We start from the raw sequence: 17992 nt of genomic DNA, 5'->3' as shown, positions 1-17992 counted from the left end.
CAATTGGTCCATACCTCCACACTTCGACTTGACGCCATGGCGTTTTCGCGACAGCAACCGCTTTCTCCTGACACTGTCGATGCCAACAAGCTGGTTGCTAACATGGCCGAGATCCTGTCCTCGACCCTTGGTGAGACGAGGACCAAGGCCGATGCGAACCAGCTCGAAAACGCGGTGCTCAACCTCGCCGTCAATGCGCGTGACGCGATGCCGGACGGCGGCAAGCTGACGATCGAGACAGCAAACGCTCATATCGACGAAGCTTACGCGGCAGAACACGACGTCGCGCCCGGACAGTATGTGATGATTGCGGTCACGGATACCGGCTGCGGCATGCCGCAGGAGATCATCAAGAAGGCGTTCGACCCGTTCTTCACCACCAAGCCTGTCGGTAAGGGGACCAGCCTTGGCCTCAGCCAGGCCTTTGGTTTTGCCAGGCAGTCGGGTGGACATCTGAAGATTTTTTCAGAGGTCGGAACCGGCACGACGATGAAAATCTACCTGCCGCGTGACTATGGCACGAACGACATCGCGCCCCACGTGAAGGACGAAAGTGTGCCGCGAGGGACCGCGAGCGAAGCCGTCTTGCTGGTGGAGGACGACGCCAGTGTCCGTGAGATCCACACCAAGATGCTGGAAGAACTCGGCTACAGCGTCATTGCAGTAGATGGACCAGTCACGGCTCTCAAGATCGTTGACGAGCGCGCCGACATTCGCCTGCTGTTGACCGACATCGTCATGGCACCAATAATGGCCGCAAGCTGGCAGACGAGGTCGAAGCAAGCATCCCCACCTGCCTGTCGTCTTCACCACCGGGTATAGCCGCAATGCGATCGTCCAAAACGGTGTACTGGACCCCGGCGTCATATTCTTGCAGAAACCCACGACACTCGGCGATCTTGCCCGCAAAGTGCGTAGCGCTCTCGACCGCTAGATTCGGACAGATCGCCCGGCCATCTTCAGGCCGCCATTCTCATCAGAGTTTCGGTGATCTTGTGAGTATCGTAGGGCTTGGGAAGGAACACGCCGCGGTCGGGTATGTCGGAACTTGCCGGGCGCTTCATACCGGAGACGATGAGGATTTCCATGGGTGGCCAGCGGTTGCGAGCGGTGGCCGCAAGCATCAATCCGTTCATGGAGCCCGGCATGTCGATATCTGTCCAAAGGATGGAGATGTCTTCGTCGCCCTCAAGCACAACCATCGCCTCATCAGCATTACGGGCTTCGACTGCTTCGAACCCCGCTTCCTCGACGATGTCTACCGCCAACATCAGGAGCATTGGTTCGTCTTCCACCACGAGTATCTTCATTGCCATTGCGCAGGTCCCGCCTCCCGTTCGACCTATAACTTTCTGCTTTGATTGGGGTTCCGCAATTTTCAGACCGCCTGCTATGGCCGGCTCGAAAGCAGGTGGCGTAGAGAAGGTTTCGAAAGTCGGTCCTATCTCCTCCTCGCGCCTCTTTCGGCGGCATCTTGCTCGCAAGTCGGTACACCCTATTTTGCTCGGGCGGATCGAATATATTGCTTCATGGTCGCGGCTGAGGGGTATCGTGTGAGTTGGTTCAGCATTGCCATCATCGCGGTTGTCGCGCTGCTAGCCCTGTGGGTGGTTTTGGCAGCATCAGGCGATCCCGGGTTTCTGAAGCGGGTCCAGCAAGTGGATTCTCAAGCCCTCAAGATAGCCGCTGCAGACACCGAGCTTGATCGATATGGCGCCAGGCTTTGTTACGAGCGGGAGGCGGCAAGCGGGCTCGTTTTGATCACCTCTAACCTGGAAGCGTTCGCAGCCCGCCTTTTAGCTGCCCGTTCCGCCGGCCGCAGCCTCGACCTCATGTATTATATGTGGAATGCGGACCTGACCGGAATGCTGATCATGCGGGAAGTCGTCGCTGCCGCTGACCGTGGCATACGCGTGAGGATCCTTCTCGACGATCTCGGCGTCTCCATGTCCGACAAGATCTTCTATGCGATTGACTGCCATCCGAATATCGAGCTGCGGCTCTTCAATCCCACGAAGGCGCGAGAGAATATCCTGCGCCGCGGCCTCGAGATGGTCTTGCGGTTTCGAAGCGTCAACCGTCGCATGCACAACAAGGCATGGATTGCCGACGGCCGGATCGCGATGGTCGGGGGACGCAATATCGGCGATCCGTATTTCGATGCCGGCGAGGACGCAAACTTCAGGGACTTCGATCTGGTGATGGTCGGTCAAGCCGTTGCGAAAACCGAGCGTCTTTTCGACGACTACTGGAACAGTTCTGTTGCCGTGCCTGTACGCTCGTTGCTGTCGCGCCGCCCCAACAAGTTGAGGAAGCTTCGACGCAACATGGACCGCCTCGATTTCGAACAGCGTGCCCGGCCTTATCTTGATCGGGTTCAAGACAGAACATCACTGGAAGACGCTGTCGCCGAAAACCATTACATTTGGGTCGATAAAGTCGATGTTCTTGCCGATCCCCCGGAAAAAGCTGCGGGGAAGCTGCGCACCGGGCAAAACGTGCTGATGGAAACGCTTCTTCCTGTGATCACCGGCACAGCCGAGTTCATCCATATCACCTCGCCGTACTTCATTCCCGGCGAACGCGGTGTCAGGGCCCTGACGAAGCTCCGCGACAAAGGGGTGAAGGTTTCCGTCCTGACAAACTCGCTCGCAGCTACCGACGTTGCTGCAGTACACGCGGGGTATTCGCGCTACCGCCCCGCCCTGCTGAAAGCCGGCATTGAGCTCTACGAGCTGAAATCGATCGCCGACGTGGGATCCTTCTCCTTGCGCGGTTCCAAACAAGCCAGCCTGCACACGAAAGCCTTTGCCAGGGATGGCAGGTATGGCTTCATAGGATCTCTCAACCTCGATCCTAGGTCCGTTTCCTTGAACACGGAGATGGGCGTGCTGTTTAAGTCATCGGATCTTGTCGCGCAAATGGACGCGATCTTTGCCAAGGAAACCGAAACAGACCTGAGCTATCCCTTAAGGCTCGAAAACGGATCCCTGCGGTGGCTGAAAGTTGTCGATGGGAAACGTACCCTCGTCCGCGACGAGCCGGATGCCGGTATCGCGAGGCGCGCGACAGCGTGGCTCATAAAATGGCTGCCTCTCGAATCTCAGCTGTAATCGTGCCGAATTCTCGCGAGGAGGCAACCCTGAGCTCCATGGCGACCCTAAACGTGTCGCGGCACAACGGATGCCAAATTGGCCTACCAGTTCGCCAGCCATCAATTCGAGGTATTGGCTTCCACACTGACGCAGGCATCAAAATTGCTCCGCGGGTAGCAATCCGATCAGGGTTCGCCCGCATAAGAAAAATGCGGAGCTGTAAGAAATGCAGATTTATCAGCACAAGTTTTCCTGCGTGGTTGCGCGAACCGCCTTGCCACTCTTGGTTGCGAAGCTATTGGGTCAAGCGATGAACAGGGCAATCGCTGAGGCTTCGTTGTACTCGCGGAAATATTGCGTTGCATCTTGTCGCCGGATAACAATTGCATACATTTTATCAAAAAACGCGACCGAGGTCGCAGAGGCCGGGATCGAAACTTGTCTGCCACTATATCTACTGGGAATGAAGGTCTTGATCTAATCCTGGCCGGTGGGCTGCCGGCTCGCCGGCTTTATCTGCTCGAAGGGGCGCCAGGATCCGGCAAAACCACCCTCGCTCTACAGTTTCTACGCGAGGGGGTGAGGCAGGGCGAAAAGGCGCTCTACATCACCTTGTCGGAAACAAAGGAGGAGCTGTCCGAGGTCGCGGCCTCGCACGGTTTCGACATCAGCGAATTTGACGTTTTTGAATTCAGTTCGGCATCCGACGTCTTCGGAGACGGGCGCGAACAGTCTATCCTGCATCCTTGGGAGATGGAGCTTGGCGAAACGATCCGGCTGATCCAAGAGGAGGTCGAGAAGGTCCAGCCAAAACGGGTCGTCTTCGACAGCCTATCCGAAATGCGTCTTCTATCCCAGGATCCCCTGCGCTATCGACGACAGGTTCTTGCCCTGAAGCAGTTCTTCTCCGGTCGCGACACGACCGTCATTCTGGTCGACGACATGTCAGGCAATGCCAGTGAGCGGGATTCGCACCTTCATAGCCTCTGTCACGGGGTCATTACTCTGGAGCGCCTGACGCTCGATTTCGGTGCTGCGCGCCGTCGCCTGCAGGTCCAGAAGCTACGGGGTGTGGATTTCGCCGCCGGTTACCATGATTTCAACATTCGCAAAGGCGGGCTGCACGTTTATCCGCGCTTGATCGCCGCGACGCACCATACAGAGTTCACTGGCGAAACGATCGCAAGCGGAATCGGAGAACTGGACGATCTCTTCGGCGGCGGCCCGACGCGCGGAACTTGCACATTGGTGACCGGACCAGCCGGAAGCGGCAAGACGACAGTGGCGCTGCAGTATCTCTATGCAGCTTGTGCTCGCGGTGAGCGTTGTACAGTCTACGAGTTCGATGAGCGCATCGGCACGCTTCTCACCCGCGCGAAGGCGTTCAGCCTTGATCTCCAGGCTTTCATCGACGACGGAACTCTCGTCCTGCAGCAGATCGATCCCGCGGAAATCTCCCCCGGTGAGTTCGCAGCTCGGGTACGTCGCGAAGTTGAAGACCGCGGCTCACGGCTGATCGTTATCGACAGTCTCAATGGTTACATGGCGGCGATGCCGCAGGAACAACAACTGATCCTGCAGATGCATGAGCTCCTGTCCTATCTCAGCCACAAGGGCGTGGTGACTTTCCTGCTCAATCCACAGCACGGACTCGTCGGGACAATGTCGACAAGCCTCAACATTTCCTATGTTGCCGACACGGTCGTACTGCTGCGCTTCTTCGAGGCTGAAGGCCGTGTGCGCAAGGCGATCTCTGTGCTGAAGAACCGCGGTGGCATGCATGAGGATGCGATCCGCGAGCTGCGGGTCGATCGTGGAGGTCTGCGTATCGGCGAACCCTTGTCGCAGTTCCGGGGTGTGCTGACCGGGACGCCGGAATATCTCGGGTCCAGGGATCCCCTACTGGAAGACCGCCGCAGCGATGCTTGAACGTCAGCAGGAGGGGCAGCGTGTTCTCGTCAGCGCACCGTTCGGCCGCGACGGTGACACGCTCGCAGCGCTTTTGCGGGAACAGCAGTTCGAGGTCGCTGTCTGCCGTGACCTAAAAGAGTTGTCCAGCGAGATCTGCGACGATATCGGCGTCATTCTCCTGACTGAGGAGACTCTGTCCGGCGACCTAACGCCTTTAAAAGACGCGTTGGCAAAGCAACCAACGTGGTCGGATGTGCCGTTTGTGCTGCTTGCCGCCCCTCGCTCCGGACGAACGACCAACGCGCAGTTGACGAACCTAAAGCTCTTTGACATCGCCATCAACAGCGTCGTGCTCGAACGCCCGCTCGGCCGAGCCTCGCTCCACAGCGCTGTCGCGTCCGCAATGCGCCTTCGCCAGAAACAGTTCCTGATGCGCGATCGGCTCCTGGAACTGGATGAGAGTGAGACCCGGCTGCGGCTGGCGACAAACGCTGCAGAGATTGGAACGTGGGACTTCGACCCGGTCACCGGCCGGCTGAGCTGGGACGACCGGTGCAAGGCAATGTTCGGTATCTTTGCGGACGGCGCGATCTCCTATGAAGACAGCTTCCTCGCGGGCCTTCACCCCGATGACCGGCAAATGGCAGACGACGCTGTCGCCAAAGCCCTCCAGCCTGGTAGCAGCGGGATCTATGATATCGAATTTCGAACGATCGGGATCGAAGACGGCATCGAGCGCTGGGTCGCGGCCAAGGGTGGGGCGATGTTTGCCGGCGGTAAACCAGTTCGCTTCATTGGGACGGTCATCGACATCACGCAGCGAAAGAAGACCGAGGAAGCCCTTGCGGCATCGGAAGCAGCGTTGAGGATCGAGCGGCAAGCGCTTGACGACCTCAATCGGACGCTCGAGGAGCGGGTCGCGCAGCGCACGGCCGAACTCGAAGAGGAAATGTCGGCGCGCAATCGGGCAGAAGAAGCGCTTCGGCAGTCTCAGAAAATGGAGGCCGTCGGTCAGCTCACCGGCGGAATTGCACACGACTTCAACAATATGCTGACAGGGATCATCGGCGGGATCAACGTTGCCAAGCGTCGCATTGCCGGCGGCCGACTGGACGATGTTGATCGATTCATGGATGCCGCTGCGGACGCGGCTAACCGCGCAGCAGCGCTGATCGCCCGGTTGTTGGCCTTTTCCCGTCGCCAAACGCTTGATGCCAAACCCCTTGATGTCAACGACCATCTCGTTGCGACGCGGGAATTGCTGCGGCGGACCTTGCCTGAGAACATAGCAATCGACATCGAGGCTGATCCCGAGGCCGGTTGGATCGTTGCAGATGCCAATCAGCTGGAAAGCGCTCTGCTGAACCTGGCGATCAACGCCCGCGACGCGATGCCGGACGGAGGCAGTCTGACGATCTCCACTGCGACCAGAAGAATTGATGAAATCGAGGCGCGATCCCTGCCAGGTCTGAAGCCCGGAGCGTTCGTTGCCATCGGTGTCAGCGATACGGGGGTGGGCATGCCGCCGGAGATTGTCGCAAGAGCGTTTGAACCTTTTTTCACCACCAAACCGATTGGTCAGGGGACGGGCCTTGGCCTTTCAATGATCTATGGCTTTGCGCAACAGTCGGGCGGTCAGGTCGAGATCGACAGCCGGGTTGGTGAGGGCACGACGATCAGGCTGCTCCTTCCTGCAACGGATAATGGTGATCAGGATCAAAGCCGTGAGAGCCTGGCCGTCGAAGCGGGTCAGGGGCAGACAGTGCTCGTCGTCGAAGACGACGATTCAGTCCGCCTGCTGATCTGCGAGGTTCTCGCCGATCTCTCTTACGAAGCGGTGGAAGCCTCGAATGCGGACGCAGCGATACCGATCATTGCCTCCCCACGCGCGATTGACCTATTGATCTCCGATGTCGGCTTGCCCGGGATGAACGGGCGTCAACTTGCCGAGGTCGCGCGTCAGCACCGTCCTGAGCTCCCCGTGATTTTCGTGACGGGATATGCGCAGAATGCCACAGCGAAGGCCGAGTTTCTCGGTTCCAATATGGCGATGATCGGTAAGCCGTTTGCGGTCGAGGTCCTCACCGAGAAGATCTCCGATATGATCTCAAAAGAAAAACTGGCAGCGCCTAGGTAAACTGCGTTTGACGTGAATCGCGGCATCGTCGCGTAATCTTCCGGGGCGCTTGAACATCATCGAGATGGCAGCAGTCGTTCTGGTCCAAGCCGAGTTGAGGGGTGACCGAGAGTCGGATCTTCTTCAGAACTTTGTGACATGCGATATGGGATGATCATCCGGCATTTATCACAGGCGAGGCTGGCTGAGAGTCTTTTTTGCTCTTCCCTGCACAGGAGCAAGGATCGATGGCTGGCCATTTCTTCAACGTTCACGACGGCATCTCTATGCCGGACTTGGTAGGCACTGAGCATGCCGACATCGAAAGCGCCCGTAGCGAAGCGGTAGAGACTATAGTTGAACGCCGTGTCGTCCCGTCGTTGAGCGGGGCAGTCAAAGTCATCGACCAACCTGGTGTCTCTGCTCCAAGGACCGCCACAATGGACAAATGTCAAAACCGCACAGAGCGGCGAGCGCTCTTGGCCTGGGGCGGCAGTTTGCGGCATAAGCTATCCAGTGCTGACGCCTCGTTTTTCGTCGACATGAGATCGGGCTCATTCCCGCCGGAGGCTGGGCGATGCCCGACTGTTCGCAATCGACCGTTTCAAATTTGCTGTTGCGGGCCTTGCCTCTCGAAGCATTCGAGCTTCTGAGACCGGCGATGCAGCAGGTCGATCTTCCATTGAAGTATGAGTTGGTGACCCCTGGTGTGGCGAACGACCGGGTGTACTTCCTGGAGCGCGGGCTCGGATCTGTCGTTGCCACAAGCAGCGACGACGAAATCGTCGAAGTTGGGCACATCGGCTATGAGGGCATGTCGGGCGCGCACGCCCTGCTGAAAGTGCCGAAAACCCCCAACAGGACATTTATGCAGGTCGAGGGAAGCGGAATATCCTTACCGACCTCTGTATTCCTGAACATGGTCGAACGGGTGCCGGCCGCCAACGACCTGCTGCTGCGCTACGTGCATTGTTGTGAGTTGCAACTAGCACATTCCGCCCTTGCCAATGCCCGCTACAACATGCCGGAACGGTTGGCGCGTTGGCTTCTGATGTGCCATGACCGGCTACTGACCGACGATTTGCCTCTTACCCACGAGTTTCTTTCGATCATGCTTGGCGTTCGCCGCTCGGGCGTTACCAACGAAATCCACATTCTGGAAGGCGTGCATGCGATCAAGGCGACCCGCGGAAACGTCAGGATTGTGAACCGGCAAAAGCTGGAGGACATTGCCGGAGGCTCCTATGGTGTCCCCGAGCAGGAATATGCGGACTGTATCGGGTTTCCGATCAAGAGATTGTAACTTCAGGCGAGAGGAGGCTCCTCAGGACGCTCAGTCGCCTGGTTCGTACGCCTCAGAAAACGCCACCTTAAGAAGCAGAGTACCAACCGCGTCGCAGATCTCGATGTGGCGGTGCGAGAGGTCCCTCCCCTCCCGGATCGCCATGCTCATCATACCCCTGGCATCCTTGATCGCTTCGCTTCGCGCCGCGCCCAAGTCCGTAAGATCGGTGCCCTCCTCGTCCCTGATGATGTTCGTTCGCGTCAAAATGTGGAAAAAGAATCTTGGCATCGACCGCCTTTCGCGGAATGTGCCAACGTCAGTCAGGACCTGTGCCGGCTGGTGAGAACAGATACGCTGCGGGTTGCGAATCCTAAGTTATGTCAAAACCGCACGGTTATCGGACGACGCTAGGCTATTTCGGCAATCTGCGCCATAATCTTTCTATGCCTCTCTTGTCACTTGATGGGTTCGAGTGCGGGCTCCTCCCCGCTGGAGCCCAAAGATGCCTCAGATTCAAAAATTAGACGTTCAGAACCGGCTGCTTGCCGCCCTTGGCCGGGAAGCATTCGACGCACTGCAGCCCGGAATGGAGCGGGTCGATCTGCCCGTACGGACCGTGCTGATCGAAAGTGATCAGCCAACCCATCACGTGTTCTTTCTCGAAACGGGATTGGCGTCGATCGTTGCAAGGACAGTAGATGACGAGGCCATTGAGGTCGGCCATATCGGCTGGGAAGGATTGTGTGGCACACATCGGCTGCTGCGACTCGACACGACCCCCAATCGCACCTTCATGCAGATCGATGGAAGCGGCATCAGGGTTCCAGTTGAACTCGTCTACCGGCTGATCGACGAAGATGCCCGATCCCGAGATCTGTTTCTTCATTACATCCACACCTGTGAACTGCAGCTTGCCCATTCGGCGCTGGCAAACGGCAGGTATAATATGGCGGAGCGACTGTCGCGCTGGCTGCTGATGTGCCACGACCGCATCCGCGATGACGACATGGCGCTCACGCACGAATTCCTCTCCCTGATGCTGGGCGTGCGCCGCTCCGGTGTGACAGACCACTTGCATATTCTCGAAGGCATGCTGGCGATCAAGGCGACGCGCGGTCGGATACGCGTGCGCGACCGGGCCAAGCTGGAAGAGATTGCCGGCGGTTGTTACGGAGCGCCCGAGAAAGAATACGAACGCTTGATTGGAAGCAAGTGACATCAGGGGCGAAGCAGGTCCGCCTCAAGCTGCTCCTCGACCATCTGCGAAAAGGCCGGTGGCGCAAGCTTCCGAAACAGGTCGGTTTGAAAACAGCGCTGGTCGCCGAGGAGCTTGGCCTGATCGAGGCCAAGGGTGATGACCTCAGAGCAAGAAGCTACCGCCTGACAGTGGGTGGAAGCGCTTACCTGACGGACATCGTGATTGCGGGTGAATGAACGGCAATTGAGCCGAGTTACGATGTCCGTACAAGACCCTCAGCAACCGGCGGGCGTTCGCAGCGCCCCGGTATCGCTCCAGCCCATACGGCATCTTGCAGAGCGGAGCGAACGACGGCGGATGCTGCATGGTGAGGATTGTGGCCTACACCTTGCAGCAACCGGATTCTCGCTTGAGGCACTCTGTGGACAAGCCAGTCGAGGTGCCAATGCGGATCGAGGACGGCATCTTCCATTCCGTAGATGATATGCGTAACGCATGGTATCGGTTCATCGCCGACGGCTGCCATATCGGCATTGAACTGCAGCAGCTCGTCGGCCATCATCCGCAGCGACTGCGGGCTCGCCGCGTGTCGATAGGGAAATCGGCCAGGGTGTCCGGAACAGGATTGGGATGATGTGCCTTGCGCATCACTCGTTCGCCAAAATAGTCGGCAAAGCGATACAGGAGGTGTTGTGAGAACATGCCGCCGATCCAAGGAGCGATGGCCAGCCGAAGCAGCAACATTGCCTGCTCCGGTGTCGGGCGACAAAACGGCGCGATCAGCACCAGAGACTTCACCAGATCGGGCCGCCGCCGCGCCAGAAGAATAGCCGGCGCGCAGCCGATGGAATGGCCAGCGATTGTCAGGCTGGAGAACCCAAGGGCGTCGACAAAGTCCTCGAGCCATAGGGACTGGGCCAGCGGCCCTCGCAGCCTTTGTGGTAGCGGGTCGCTCAAACCGTAGCCAGGCCGATCGGGCGCGACGATGTGCAGCCCGGTTTTCCTGAAAGGCGCCAGAACTTCCTGAGCGAGGCTGCCGCAGCCATGCAGCAGGACGACGGGCGGATAAGCGTCATCGCCGACGTTCAGGAGATGCACGTTGCGTCCGTTGACGACTCGGTCGAAGCCCCGAAGCGGGGCGTGTGGCTGCCTTGGTTTCATTACTAGCAAACTGGGCTGCTAGTCGCCGGTTCCGCCTTTGTGCGAAAGCGGACAGCAGCCGGAGACCCAAGAACCATCGCAGGTAAAATCCAGGCGGCCTAGCCGCGGGTACATCCAAATTTCAACCGATCCGCTTGCGCCCTGGCCCTAGTTCATCTCAAGCCTGCTGTCGATAGTGAAGCTTTGCCAGGTGACATATGGTCAGAAGCAGGGTAAACGGCAAGTCGCGCCACGGGATGCGTGGCATCTCCTTAGCCCGCGCTTGCGGATCGTCCGTGCGCAAGCTGGGGTTTCCCCGACTGGGGATCGCCTGGTGGACAGAGGTGATGTTGATGATCTTGCCGCCAAGCTTTCCCTGACCGCGGCGCACGAACTCGCGGCAGAAGAAGAACGTTTCGTAGAGATCCGTCTTGACGACATTGTCGAAGTCCTCGAACCTTGTTTCTACAAAGGGCTTGGAGCAGCCGATGCCGGCGCAGTTGACGAGAATATCGGTCAACCCAAGCGTTTCTTGGAATGAACCCATGAACATCATCACGATCGCCTCGTCGCGCACGTCGCGACTTTGTACCATCGCGGGTGGACCGGCGGCTTCCACTTGCGCCGCAGTCGCTCAGGCGCCTTCCTCTGTGATAGGTAACTGCAACGTCGGCACCCTCCAGCGCAAAGGCTTCGGCAATTGCGCGGCCTATTCCGGAATCGGAGCCGGTGACCACAGCGACGCGACCGGCGAGCGCCTCGACCCGCCGGCCTGGACCTGGTTCGAGAAATTCAGCATCGTTCTCGGTAACATCATTCATATCAGTATGCCTTGTTAATTCGGACCGGAGATGCCTTTGCCGCCTTTATTCTTGACGCCCATGCTATCGGCGCCGGCTGCCGGTCCTCCTCCTGGAGACATCCCGCCTGGCTGCACGCCGCTGGCGATGCCTTTCGCGCCACCCGCTTTGCGGCCGGTTTGGCTTCCGGTATCACTGGCCCCCTCCTCGCCGACTTGCTCTTCTCTGATCTCCTGCTCAGCCTGCCTCCAGTGGCGTTCGTGATCACCATCCTTTTTACCTTCTCGCTCCCATATCTGCTGGGCGCGATCCCGTATGAGATCTTCTCTGCCTTCCTGTCCCATCTTATCCTCCTGAACAGCGGTGACGTTTCATGATCGGTCGCGAACTTCTGCGGAGCCCCAATGTTCCCGCTCAGCGAAGGCTGCCCTCGTTGGAACCACAATGGCAAAATCAAGTTTGTCTGCAGTTTTTGACGGCCCAGAGGAATGACGACGATGACTTGGTGCCGATCCATCCTCAGGGTCATTTTCGCCGCACGCTGCTCATTACATCGAGGCCATTCGAAGCCTAGGTCTTCAAACCATCATGACGCTTGATCACGTCCACAATGTTAGGCGCGGCCAGCAAGGCATGACGCCCATGGCGGCTGATGCGACCTCCCGTTCATTCTGGGGGCATCGAAATGACGATCGGCCCTTGCCTCTGTCTTTCCGGTGGCAATGCTCTCGGCTCTTACCATGCCGGAGTCTACCAGGCGCTGCACGCTCGGGTCGAACCATCGCGGATCGCAGGCGCGTCGATAGGAGCAGTCACTGGCGCCTTGATCGCCGGAAACGCCCTCGACCAGCGGATGGCGCGACTGCGGGAGTTCTGGCAGCTTGTTAGCGACGACGGTCCGGCGATGTTCATGCCGCCTGGTAAAAGCTGCTCGACCGTGACCGTGCAGGAATTGCTGACGGGGCGACCCGCGCTGTACAAGCCGGGCTTCCCCGGCTGTGGTCGACGCTTCCCTTCATGGGCGTAGACGACAGCCTATTCGACACCCAGCCCCAGCGCAAAACCTTGGAACGCCTGATCGAGTTCGACCGGATCGGCAGCGGCGGCATCTCTCTGGTCGTTACCACCTTGGATGAAGGGCGAGGACATCGTGTTCGACAGCGATATCGTGGCTTTGAACGTCGATCACATCATGAAAGGTACTGCGCTGCCAATCTTCTACCCGCCGGTCGAAATTGGCGGTCGGGAACTTGTTGGAGTGTCAGCCAACCTCCCAATAGCTTGCCTGCTATCGGAAGAACCCACCGATCCGGTGACGTGTATTCGCGTCGATCTCTTTTCGACAGAAGGCGCTGTCCCGGCCTCGCTTGATGGAGCGCTAGGCCGGACAACCGACCCCCTCTTTGCCAAGAGCGCGAGCATGGGCTTGCCGCGCTGAAAAGCCGGTTCGCCGGTAGGATGGTCCCGAGATCGAGATCATCCCCCTGGCTTACGAAAACGCCGCAGGCGAAATCGGGATGAAGACGTTCGATTACTCCCGGAAGTCGATCGGTGCGCGTTGGGGCCGGGGCTACCAGGACGGAACACGGCTGATCGTGCTCTCGATCAGATGCCGCCACGGCGAAATCGGCTGGACATCTACAAGCTGACCACAAAAAAACACCTGAAAAACCTGCTGTAAGTCGTTCCGCAGCGCCTCGAGGCCGTCGCCAGCAACGCAGGCTATGCCGGCACAGCCGCCTTGGTCTAACTACGACTCAACTGTCGCGACTAGCCACAATCAAGCCGCGTGACGTGTATTCAGATCGCGGCAGCCAAGCCCGCCTTTGTCGCGCCGTTGTTCGAGGCACCGACCGATTGCCCGGATTAGTTCGTCAGGTCGTGCCGGTTTGCAAACCCATTGTCCATTGAGCAACACCTGATGGCTCTCCTGCGTCACCTTCCGACGAGCCGTATGGACCACAAAGGGAATGCCGCGCTCGACGAGGTGGCTCGCAATGTCCGTGCTTTCGCCGTCGAGCAAGAATATATCGAGGATCACAAGATCAGGCATGTAAATCCCTAGCCAGTCAGTTGCGGCGCTGCACGACGTGAGATGTACGATGTCTTTCGCACCGGCGCCCAGCAAAGTCTGTTGGATGTCGAGCGCGATCAAAGCTTCGTCCTCTAACAGCAACACCGTCGGCAAAAGCGTCATTTTCAGCTCCTTCTGTGCAAGCGCCACAGTTATACACCGTCCTGGCGACCTCGTCCGGCATTGTCGGAATTCGCACCGTGCGATCCCTCGCGCTGTGAAGCTGGGTGAAAGCAGAGAATGCATCAGGCTTCGCCTACCTCGCGCCACCCGTGTCAACTTGATCACCTTGAACAGTCCAAGCGGGGAAACAGGCCGCCATTCGCTGACTTCGAAATCGCCTCGGCCCTCGATCCATCGCAAAAGACGCCGAGACCAAAATGTCGCACTCCAGCAGATCCGCTCGAACGCCGGAGCGATTGCTCGCGCTATCGCTCCCCGCACACGAACGGCAGCACCAAAACGCCGAAGCTCGCGGGTGAGAAATCAAGCTTTTGCGCGTCACCCACCTGCAGGACGACATGTTCAAGCCGGTGATCCTGTATTCTTTGGCGTGCTTTGGCGAGCATGTGAGACCGGTCACCTGCAGGTGCGCCGGGTATTGAAGCAGCAACAGCCGGGGCCCGACTCCCACCTCGAGAACGCGTCCCTCTTGCGCTGGCATCAGCTCGACGATTGCGCGGTGGGCGGGGCGGAGAACGCCGCCATGGATCTAATCGTAAAGGTAGCCCAAAAGCGGTAAGGGGCGTCTTTGTCGTTCGGCTGCTCCAAGACAGCCCGGCGAAGATCGAACAAGCATTATCTGGTATCCTCGCAGGGCATCTGCAGGCACTCGCATTATCGCCGGTGACGGCGACTTCATGAAGGGCAAACAAACGTCACTCACGTTCGACAAACTTGTTGAAGCGGCTCGTCTTCCCGTCCTTTGTCTTGTCCTGGTAAAGGAAGCTCAGCTTGTTCTCCTCGAATATCTTGAAGAACTCCTCCCAACTGACCTCCTCGAAATCCGCTTCCTTTTCGCCGAAATCGATCCGAAGGACGCCACCCTTTCCGCCAGTACGAACAACGGAGGGCCGACCGTCGCGCGCTTCTGCCCATTTTTGAATGGTGCCGTGATCGTTTGTCGTGTCAGAGCTGCTCATTGCTTTCTCCAAGTGGGTTCTCATTTATGTCAACGCGAACTTTGATCGCGCCTGGAGGTTCCTGCCTGTCTTCAATCTTCTTCACTTTAGCTGAACGAGAATGACTTTTTAGGCCATGGGCGTGAGCTTCACTGATCAGCGCATCGAAATCCTGCATGCTGCCGAAGACAGGATCGACGGAGCGGAAGTCGCTGACATCATAACCGCTATCGAGGAGCGGCGACCTGTAGGTCGGCCCTGGCCATATCGCGTCTATGCCGAGCCAGGGGAGGTAATCCAAGCGCCGGATGATACCTTGAATGTCCCCCTCTCCATCGCCGTCGCTGTCCTGGAATGATCGAGGGAAAGTCTGGTAGATCGCGGCACGTTGCCACCATTCGATCATGCTTGGGGAACCTCAAATATCGTGCTGCCGAACGTCACTTTTGTCGTTGCTGTTCCTGTACGACATCGTACTATGATCAAGCGTCTGGGGGTCAGGCAACGCGGCTTCCCCACGCGGCAAGCGCCAGTAGCGACACCACGCTCCCGACATGAGGGAGAAGCGAAAGCAGCCCGCCACCCGCGAGCCACACAAGAACAAGATCGCCGCAGGGAATGACGCTGATTGCAGCGATCGACATGGTTGTGCCGGCAATCGAAAAATAAGGACCAACCACCAAGCAGAGGCCGATGACAATATCGCGAATTGCGATTGCGCGGATGTATGTAGCACTGGCACCGGATGAATTGCTCGTCGCAAATAGAGGCGCGGCCAATTCGGGCGTCATGATGATGACGATTCCCAGACCCATCAGGCCGCACCCGACCAGACGCACCGCGGTCTTCCACATCCGGCTCGCCCTCAAGTGCTGACCTCATGAAGAACCGATGCGATGGGGAAGGCTATCGCGTCGAGATCGATTTCCAGCTCGCCAATCATGTTTTCGAAGCCTCATCGAAAGCCGCGACAGATGTTCCTTGCAACGAAGAGGCTGTCGTCGAACAGGAACGAGGTTCATCGGAGACCAGTTTGTCGGATTTCGTTTGTCGCGAGGCTCGGCTGAAAGTCAAAGCGTCCGCTGATCCACAGGACGCCCTCTGAGCCGCAAGAGAGTTTTTCAACTCCTGTAGAAACAGCAAAAGAGACTCTTCAGCGTTTCCACCCCTTCCTTCGATCACTGTAACGCCCCATCGGTCAAGAACATGCTTCTGCACATCGTCGGCGTCGTGCATCACGATGTAGAGTGGGGGTCGGGCCCGCTCCTGGCCGGTATCGCGCCACGTCTTCCATAACCGGTGGAGCAGGAAGCGGATGTTCAGATCCGTCATGCTGTAGCCGACAAAAAGAAGCGTCGAGGCAAATGCGTCACCCCTGAACTTTATGTCCATCGGAGCGTCGAATGACAGCCGGTCGAAATAATCGGATTCAGTGATGACGAGACCCTCGGGATTGGAAAAGTCCCCGTGGAACTTGATGATCTGCGTGAGGCCCGGCAAAGCTGCGGCCAGATCCGCGGCCCCCGTTATCTTAACGTATGGTTTGCCGAACGCCTCATAGGCCGCTTCAAGATTAGCATCGTAGTTGGTGGTGTAAATTAACGGGAAATCGGCATCCACTATCAGGCGGTGCAGATGCGATTTCCGCAGACAATCAGGATCGACTCGCCACTCTTGGCTCATCCACTCGACGAGCGGACAAATCGAGCCATGCTTGAGACGATAGAACTCCGCAATCTCCTGGTACGAGCTTCGATGACAATCGTTGGTCGAACAGTCAATTCCAAGGTCTGACTGGATATGAGCAATCAGGCTTTCCCATGATGGAAGACCAACGCTCATGGAAACCCCGGCTCCAACGAATAGGATCGCCTGCCGTCTCGCCACCGCATCTGTCAGTGATCGAATTGCCTCTTGGTACTGCATGCATCCTCCTCGGCAGCCGAACCAAGCCAGGTAACAGCCGTTCCAGTACGATAACGCACGCAGCCGCGGTCTTTAGCTCGCGACGTTGTGGCTTTGATTGGCTCCGGCGACGTCTCGCCATCGAACGGGAACGAGCACAGTGAGGGACAAGGTAGTCGCCATCCCGACGAATTCGCGGAGTGGCACTACACATTTTTCTTCCGGATGATCGGCCAATGGAAGACCTTCGGCAGCGCGTAGTCGAAGATCGGAACCACAGCCCGGCGACAAGGTTCTTGGAAACAGTCGAATACTGTAAAATAAGTGGGAGCCAACAGCGTGCAGGATCTTCGCGGATCATCGGTCGTCATCACCGGCGCATCGAGCGGGATTGGGCGTGCGACAGCGCTCGCCTTCGCCAGACGTGGCGCTCGTGTCTGCCTTGCAGCGCGCCGCGCAGATGTCTTGCAGCAAGTGGCTCGCGAATGTCAGTCGCTGGGTGTTCAAGCAATCGTAGTACCGATGGATGTCACGGATGCTGATGCAGTGGCAGCGCTGGCCGATGCCGCCGAAGTCGCGTTCGGCGGGATTGACGTGTGGATCAACAATGCTGGCACTGGCGTCGCAGGCTCATACCACGACGCGCCACTCGAACTGCATCGCAAGACGATCGAGGTAAATCTGCTTGGCGCGATGTCCGGTGCTTACGCCGTGTTGCCGATCTTCATGCGACAGAACCGAGGAACCCTGATCAATATCGTCTCCATGGCAGCATGGGTGCCGAACCCCTTTGCCGCGTCCTACACGGCCAGCAAATTCGGGCTGAGAGGTTTTGCCGCCAGCCTGAGACAGGAGCTGGTAGGCATGCCCCACATTCACGTCTGCGGAGTATTTCCTGCCGTCATCGACACGCCGATTATCGAGCACGGTGCGAACTACACTGGCCATGCTTTGGAGCCGCCCCCTTTCCTGTACGATCCTGAGGATGTGGCCGAGGCCATCGTCGGCGTTGCTCTTATACCGCGCGACGAGGTCGCCGTTGGGTGGCCGGCCCGTGCCGGTCAGGTGGCCTATACGGTTGCACGCGGTCCCGTCGAGCGTCTCGCCGGCGCCACTGCTGCAGCGATCCGGAAGAAAGCCAAACCAGTGCCTAACACCGACGGCAGCGTGATGTCACCAAATGCTGCTGGAACCGGGACCAGCGGCGGCTGGCGCGTGAGAAAGCGTGTGCCGTCTGCAAAAACGATCACAGCTGTCGCCATCGCCTTGACCGGAGCCGTTCTCATCTATGGCCTGAATGGGCACCGTCACCGCCATCGGGTGCGGTGGCGCGATCCGGAACCTTGA

The 17992-nt window shown here is 58.3% G+C and carries 21 protein-coding genes and 2 pseudogenes; 12 read left to right on the top strand and 11 right to left on the bottom strand.

The window, feature by feature from the left end:
- Positions 1–102 precede the first annotated feature (102 nt).
- Positions 103–822 (top strand): ATP-binding protein, encoded by a 720-nt coding sequence (locus AC2444_RS35130; protein ID WP_245461314.1) that lies wholly within the window; start codon positions 103–105, stop codon positions 820–822.
- 137 nt (positions 823–959) lie between these two features.
- Here AC2444_RS35130 and AC2444_RS35125 read toward each other — a convergent pair whose 3' ends face one another.
- Complete coding sequence (locus tag AC2444_RS35125) at positions 960–1316, bottom strand: response regulator (RefSeq protein ID WP_026157717.1); 357 nt, start codon at positions 1314–1316, stop codon at positions 960–962.
- 237 nt (positions 1317–1553) lie between these two features.
- Here AC2444_RS35125 and AC2444_RS35120 point away from each other — a divergent pair, with 237 nt between their 5' ends.
- The 5 genes from AC2444_RS35120 to AC2444_RS35100 all read left to right on the top strand — a co-directional run bounded on the left by AC2444_RS35120 (position 1554) and on the right by AC2444_RS35100 (position 8425).
- Positions 1554–3113 (top strand): phospholipase D family protein, encoded by a 1560-nt coding sequence (locus AC2444_RS35120; protein WP_128450278.1) that lies wholly within the window; start codon positions 1554–1556, stop codon positions 3111–3113.
- Positions 3114–3533: 420 nt separating this feature from the next.
- Positions 3534–5024 carry an ATPase domain-containing protein gene (locus AC2444_RS35115; RefSeq protein ID WP_128450256.1) on the top strand — a complete coding sequence of 497 codons (1491 nt, stop codon included), beginning with the start codon at positions 3534–3536 and terminating at the stop codon, positions 5022–5024.
- Positions 5017–7143, top strand: coding sequence for an ATP-binding protein (locus AC2444_RS35110; RefSeq protein ID WP_128450255.1), 2127 nt, complete (start codon positions 5017–5019; stop codon positions 7141–7143). Before AC2444_RS35115 ends, AC2444_RS35110 begins: the two co-directional genes overlap by 8 nt.
- Positions 7144–7370: 227 nt before the next feature.
- On the top strand, positions 7371–7775 hold the full coding sequence (locus AC2444_RS35105) for a DUF6894 family protein (RefSeq protein WP_080518613.1): 405 nt from the start codon (positions 7371–7373) through the stop codon (positions 7773–7775).
- Positions 7700–8425, top strand: a complete 726-nt coding sequence (locus AC2444_RS35100) for a Crp/Fnr family transcriptional regulator (protein WP_012760439.1) — start codon at positions 7700–7702, stop codon at positions 8423–8425. The genes AC2444_RS35105 and AC2444_RS35100 overlap by 76 nt, the downstream gene beginning before the upstream one ends.
- A 30-nt stretch (positions 8426–8455) precedes the next feature.
- Here AC2444_RS35100 and AC2444_RS35095 read toward each other — a convergent pair whose 3' ends face one another.
- Positions 8456–8695, bottom strand: a complete 240-nt coding sequence (locus tag AC2444_RS35095) for a DUF6894 family protein (RefSeq protein WP_012760440.1) — start codon at positions 8693–8695, stop codon at positions 8456–8458.
- Positions 8696–8909: 214 nt separating this feature from the next.
- On the opposite strand from AC2444_RS35095, the gene AC2444_RS35090 reads away from it, so the two are divergent.
- Entirely contained in the window at positions 8910–9623 is a 714-nt protein-coding gene (locus tag AC2444_RS35090; protein ID WP_012760441.1) for a Crp/Fnr family transcriptional regulator, read from the top strand.
- A complete protein-coding gene (locus tag AC2444_RS35085) occupies positions 9620–9841 on the top strand; it encodes a hypothetical protein (protein WP_012760442.1) in 222 nt (73 codons plus the stop codon). Before AC2444_RS35090 ends, AC2444_RS35085 begins: the two co-directional genes overlap by 4 nt.
- A gap of 322 nt (positions 9842–10163) precedes the next feature.
- Here AC2444_RS35085 and AC2444_RS35080 read toward each other — a convergent pair whose 3' ends face one another.
- The 4 genes and pseudogenes from AC2444_RS35080 to AC2444_RS35065 form a co-directional block, all read right to left on the bottom strand.
- Positions 10164–10703 carry an alpha/beta fold hydrolase gene (locus AC2444_RS35080; protein WP_245461313.1) on the bottom strand — a complete coding sequence of 180 codons (540 nt, stop codon included), beginning with the start codon at positions 10701–10703 and terminating at the stop codon, positions 10164–10166.
- Positions 10704–10923: 220 nt separating this feature from the next.
- Positions 10924–11340, bottom strand: a complete 417-nt coding sequence (locus tag AC2444_RS35075; protein ID WP_281020806.1) for an SDR family NAD(P)-dependent oxidoreductase — start codon at positions 11338–11340, stop codon at positions 10924–10926.
- A 91-nt stretch (positions 11341–11431) separates the two neighbouring features.
- Positions 11432–11566, bottom strand: a pseudogene (locus AC2444_RS35070) (hypothetical protein); the annotation flags it as partial.
- Positions 11567–11580: 14 nt separating this feature from the next.
- On the bottom strand, positions 11581–11889 hold the full coding sequence (locus AC2444_RS35065) for a DUF2934 domain-containing protein (protein ID WP_003555421.1): 309 nt from the start codon (positions 11887–11889) through the stop codon (positions 11581–11583).
- A 341-nt stretch (positions 11890–12230) separates the two neighbouring features.
- Between AC2444_RS35065 and AC2444_RS35060 the strand changes: the two genes are divergently transcribed.
- The 3 genes from AC2444_RS35060 (at position 12231) to AC2444_RS35050 (ending at position 13194) form a co-directional block, all read left to right on the top strand.
- Positions 12231–12572 (top strand): patatin-like phospholipase family protein, encoded by a 342-nt coding sequence (locus AC2444_RS35060; RefSeq protein ID WP_206615959.1) that lies wholly within the window; start codon positions 12231–12233, stop codon positions 12570–12572.
- Positions 12573–12695: 123 nt separating this feature from the next.
- A complete protein-coding gene (locus AC2444_RS35055; protein WP_041935868.1) occupies positions 12696–12983 on the top strand; it encodes a patatin-like phospholipase family protein in 288 nt (95 codons plus the stop codon).
- A gap of 79 nt (positions 12984–13062) precedes the next feature.
- Entirely contained in the window at positions 13063–13194 is a 132-nt protein-coding gene (locus tag AC2444_RS35050; RefSeq protein ID WP_017997374.1) for a hypothetical protein, read from the top strand.
- A 131-nt stretch (positions 13195–13325) separates the two neighbouring features.
- Here the strand turns inward: AC2444_RS35050 and AC2444_RS35045 are convergent, their stop codons facing one another.
- The 5 genes and pseudogenes from AC2444_RS35045 to AC2444_RS35025 form a co-directional block, all read right to left on the bottom strand.
- The gene (locus tag AC2444_RS35045; protein WP_128408025.1) at positions 13326–13742 is read right to left on the bottom strand and encodes a response regulator; all 417 of its coding nucleotides are present in this window, start codon (positions 13740–13742) and stop codon (positions 13326–13328) included.
- A gap of 755 nt (positions 13743–14497) precedes the next feature.
- Positions 14498–14761 carry a hypothetical protein gene (locus AC2444_RS35040; RefSeq protein ID WP_003555419.1) on the bottom strand — a complete coding sequence of 88 codons (264 nt, stop codon included), beginning with the start codon at positions 14759–14761 and terminating at the stop codon, positions 14498–14500.
- The gene (locus AC2444_RS35035; RefSeq protein ID WP_012760445.1) at positions 14748–15146 is read right to left on the bottom strand and encodes an alpha-amylase family glycosyl hydrolase; all 399 of its coding nucleotides are present in this window, start codon (positions 15144–15146) and stop codon (positions 14748–14750) included. The genes AC2444_RS35040 and AC2444_RS35035 overlap by 14 nt, the downstream gene beginning before the upstream one ends.
- 91 nt (positions 15147–15237) lie before the next feature.
- Positions 15238–15594 carry a DUF4267 domain-containing protein gene (locus AC2444_RS35030; RefSeq protein WP_245460703.1) on the bottom strand — a complete coding sequence of 119 codons (357 nt, stop codon included), beginning with the start codon at positions 15592–15594 and terminating at the stop codon, positions 15238–15240.
- Between the two features lie 256 nt (positions 15595–15850).
- Positions 15851–16666 (bottom strand): annotated as a pseudogene (locus AC2444_RS35025) (SIR2 family protein); the annotation flags it as partial.
- Between the two features lie 318 nt (positions 16667–16984).
- Between AC2444_RS35025 and AC2444_RS35020 the strand changes: the two are divergent.
- The gene (locus AC2444_RS35020) at positions 16985–17992 is read left to right on the top strand and encodes an SDR family oxidoreductase (RefSeq protein ID WP_128408023.1); all 1008 of its coding nucleotides are present in this window, start codon (positions 16985–16987) and stop codon (positions 17990–17992) included.

This window comes from Rhizobium sp. WSM1328, from assembly GCF_057653715.1.
This window is presented reverse-complemented; position numbering and strand designations above follow the sequence as displayed.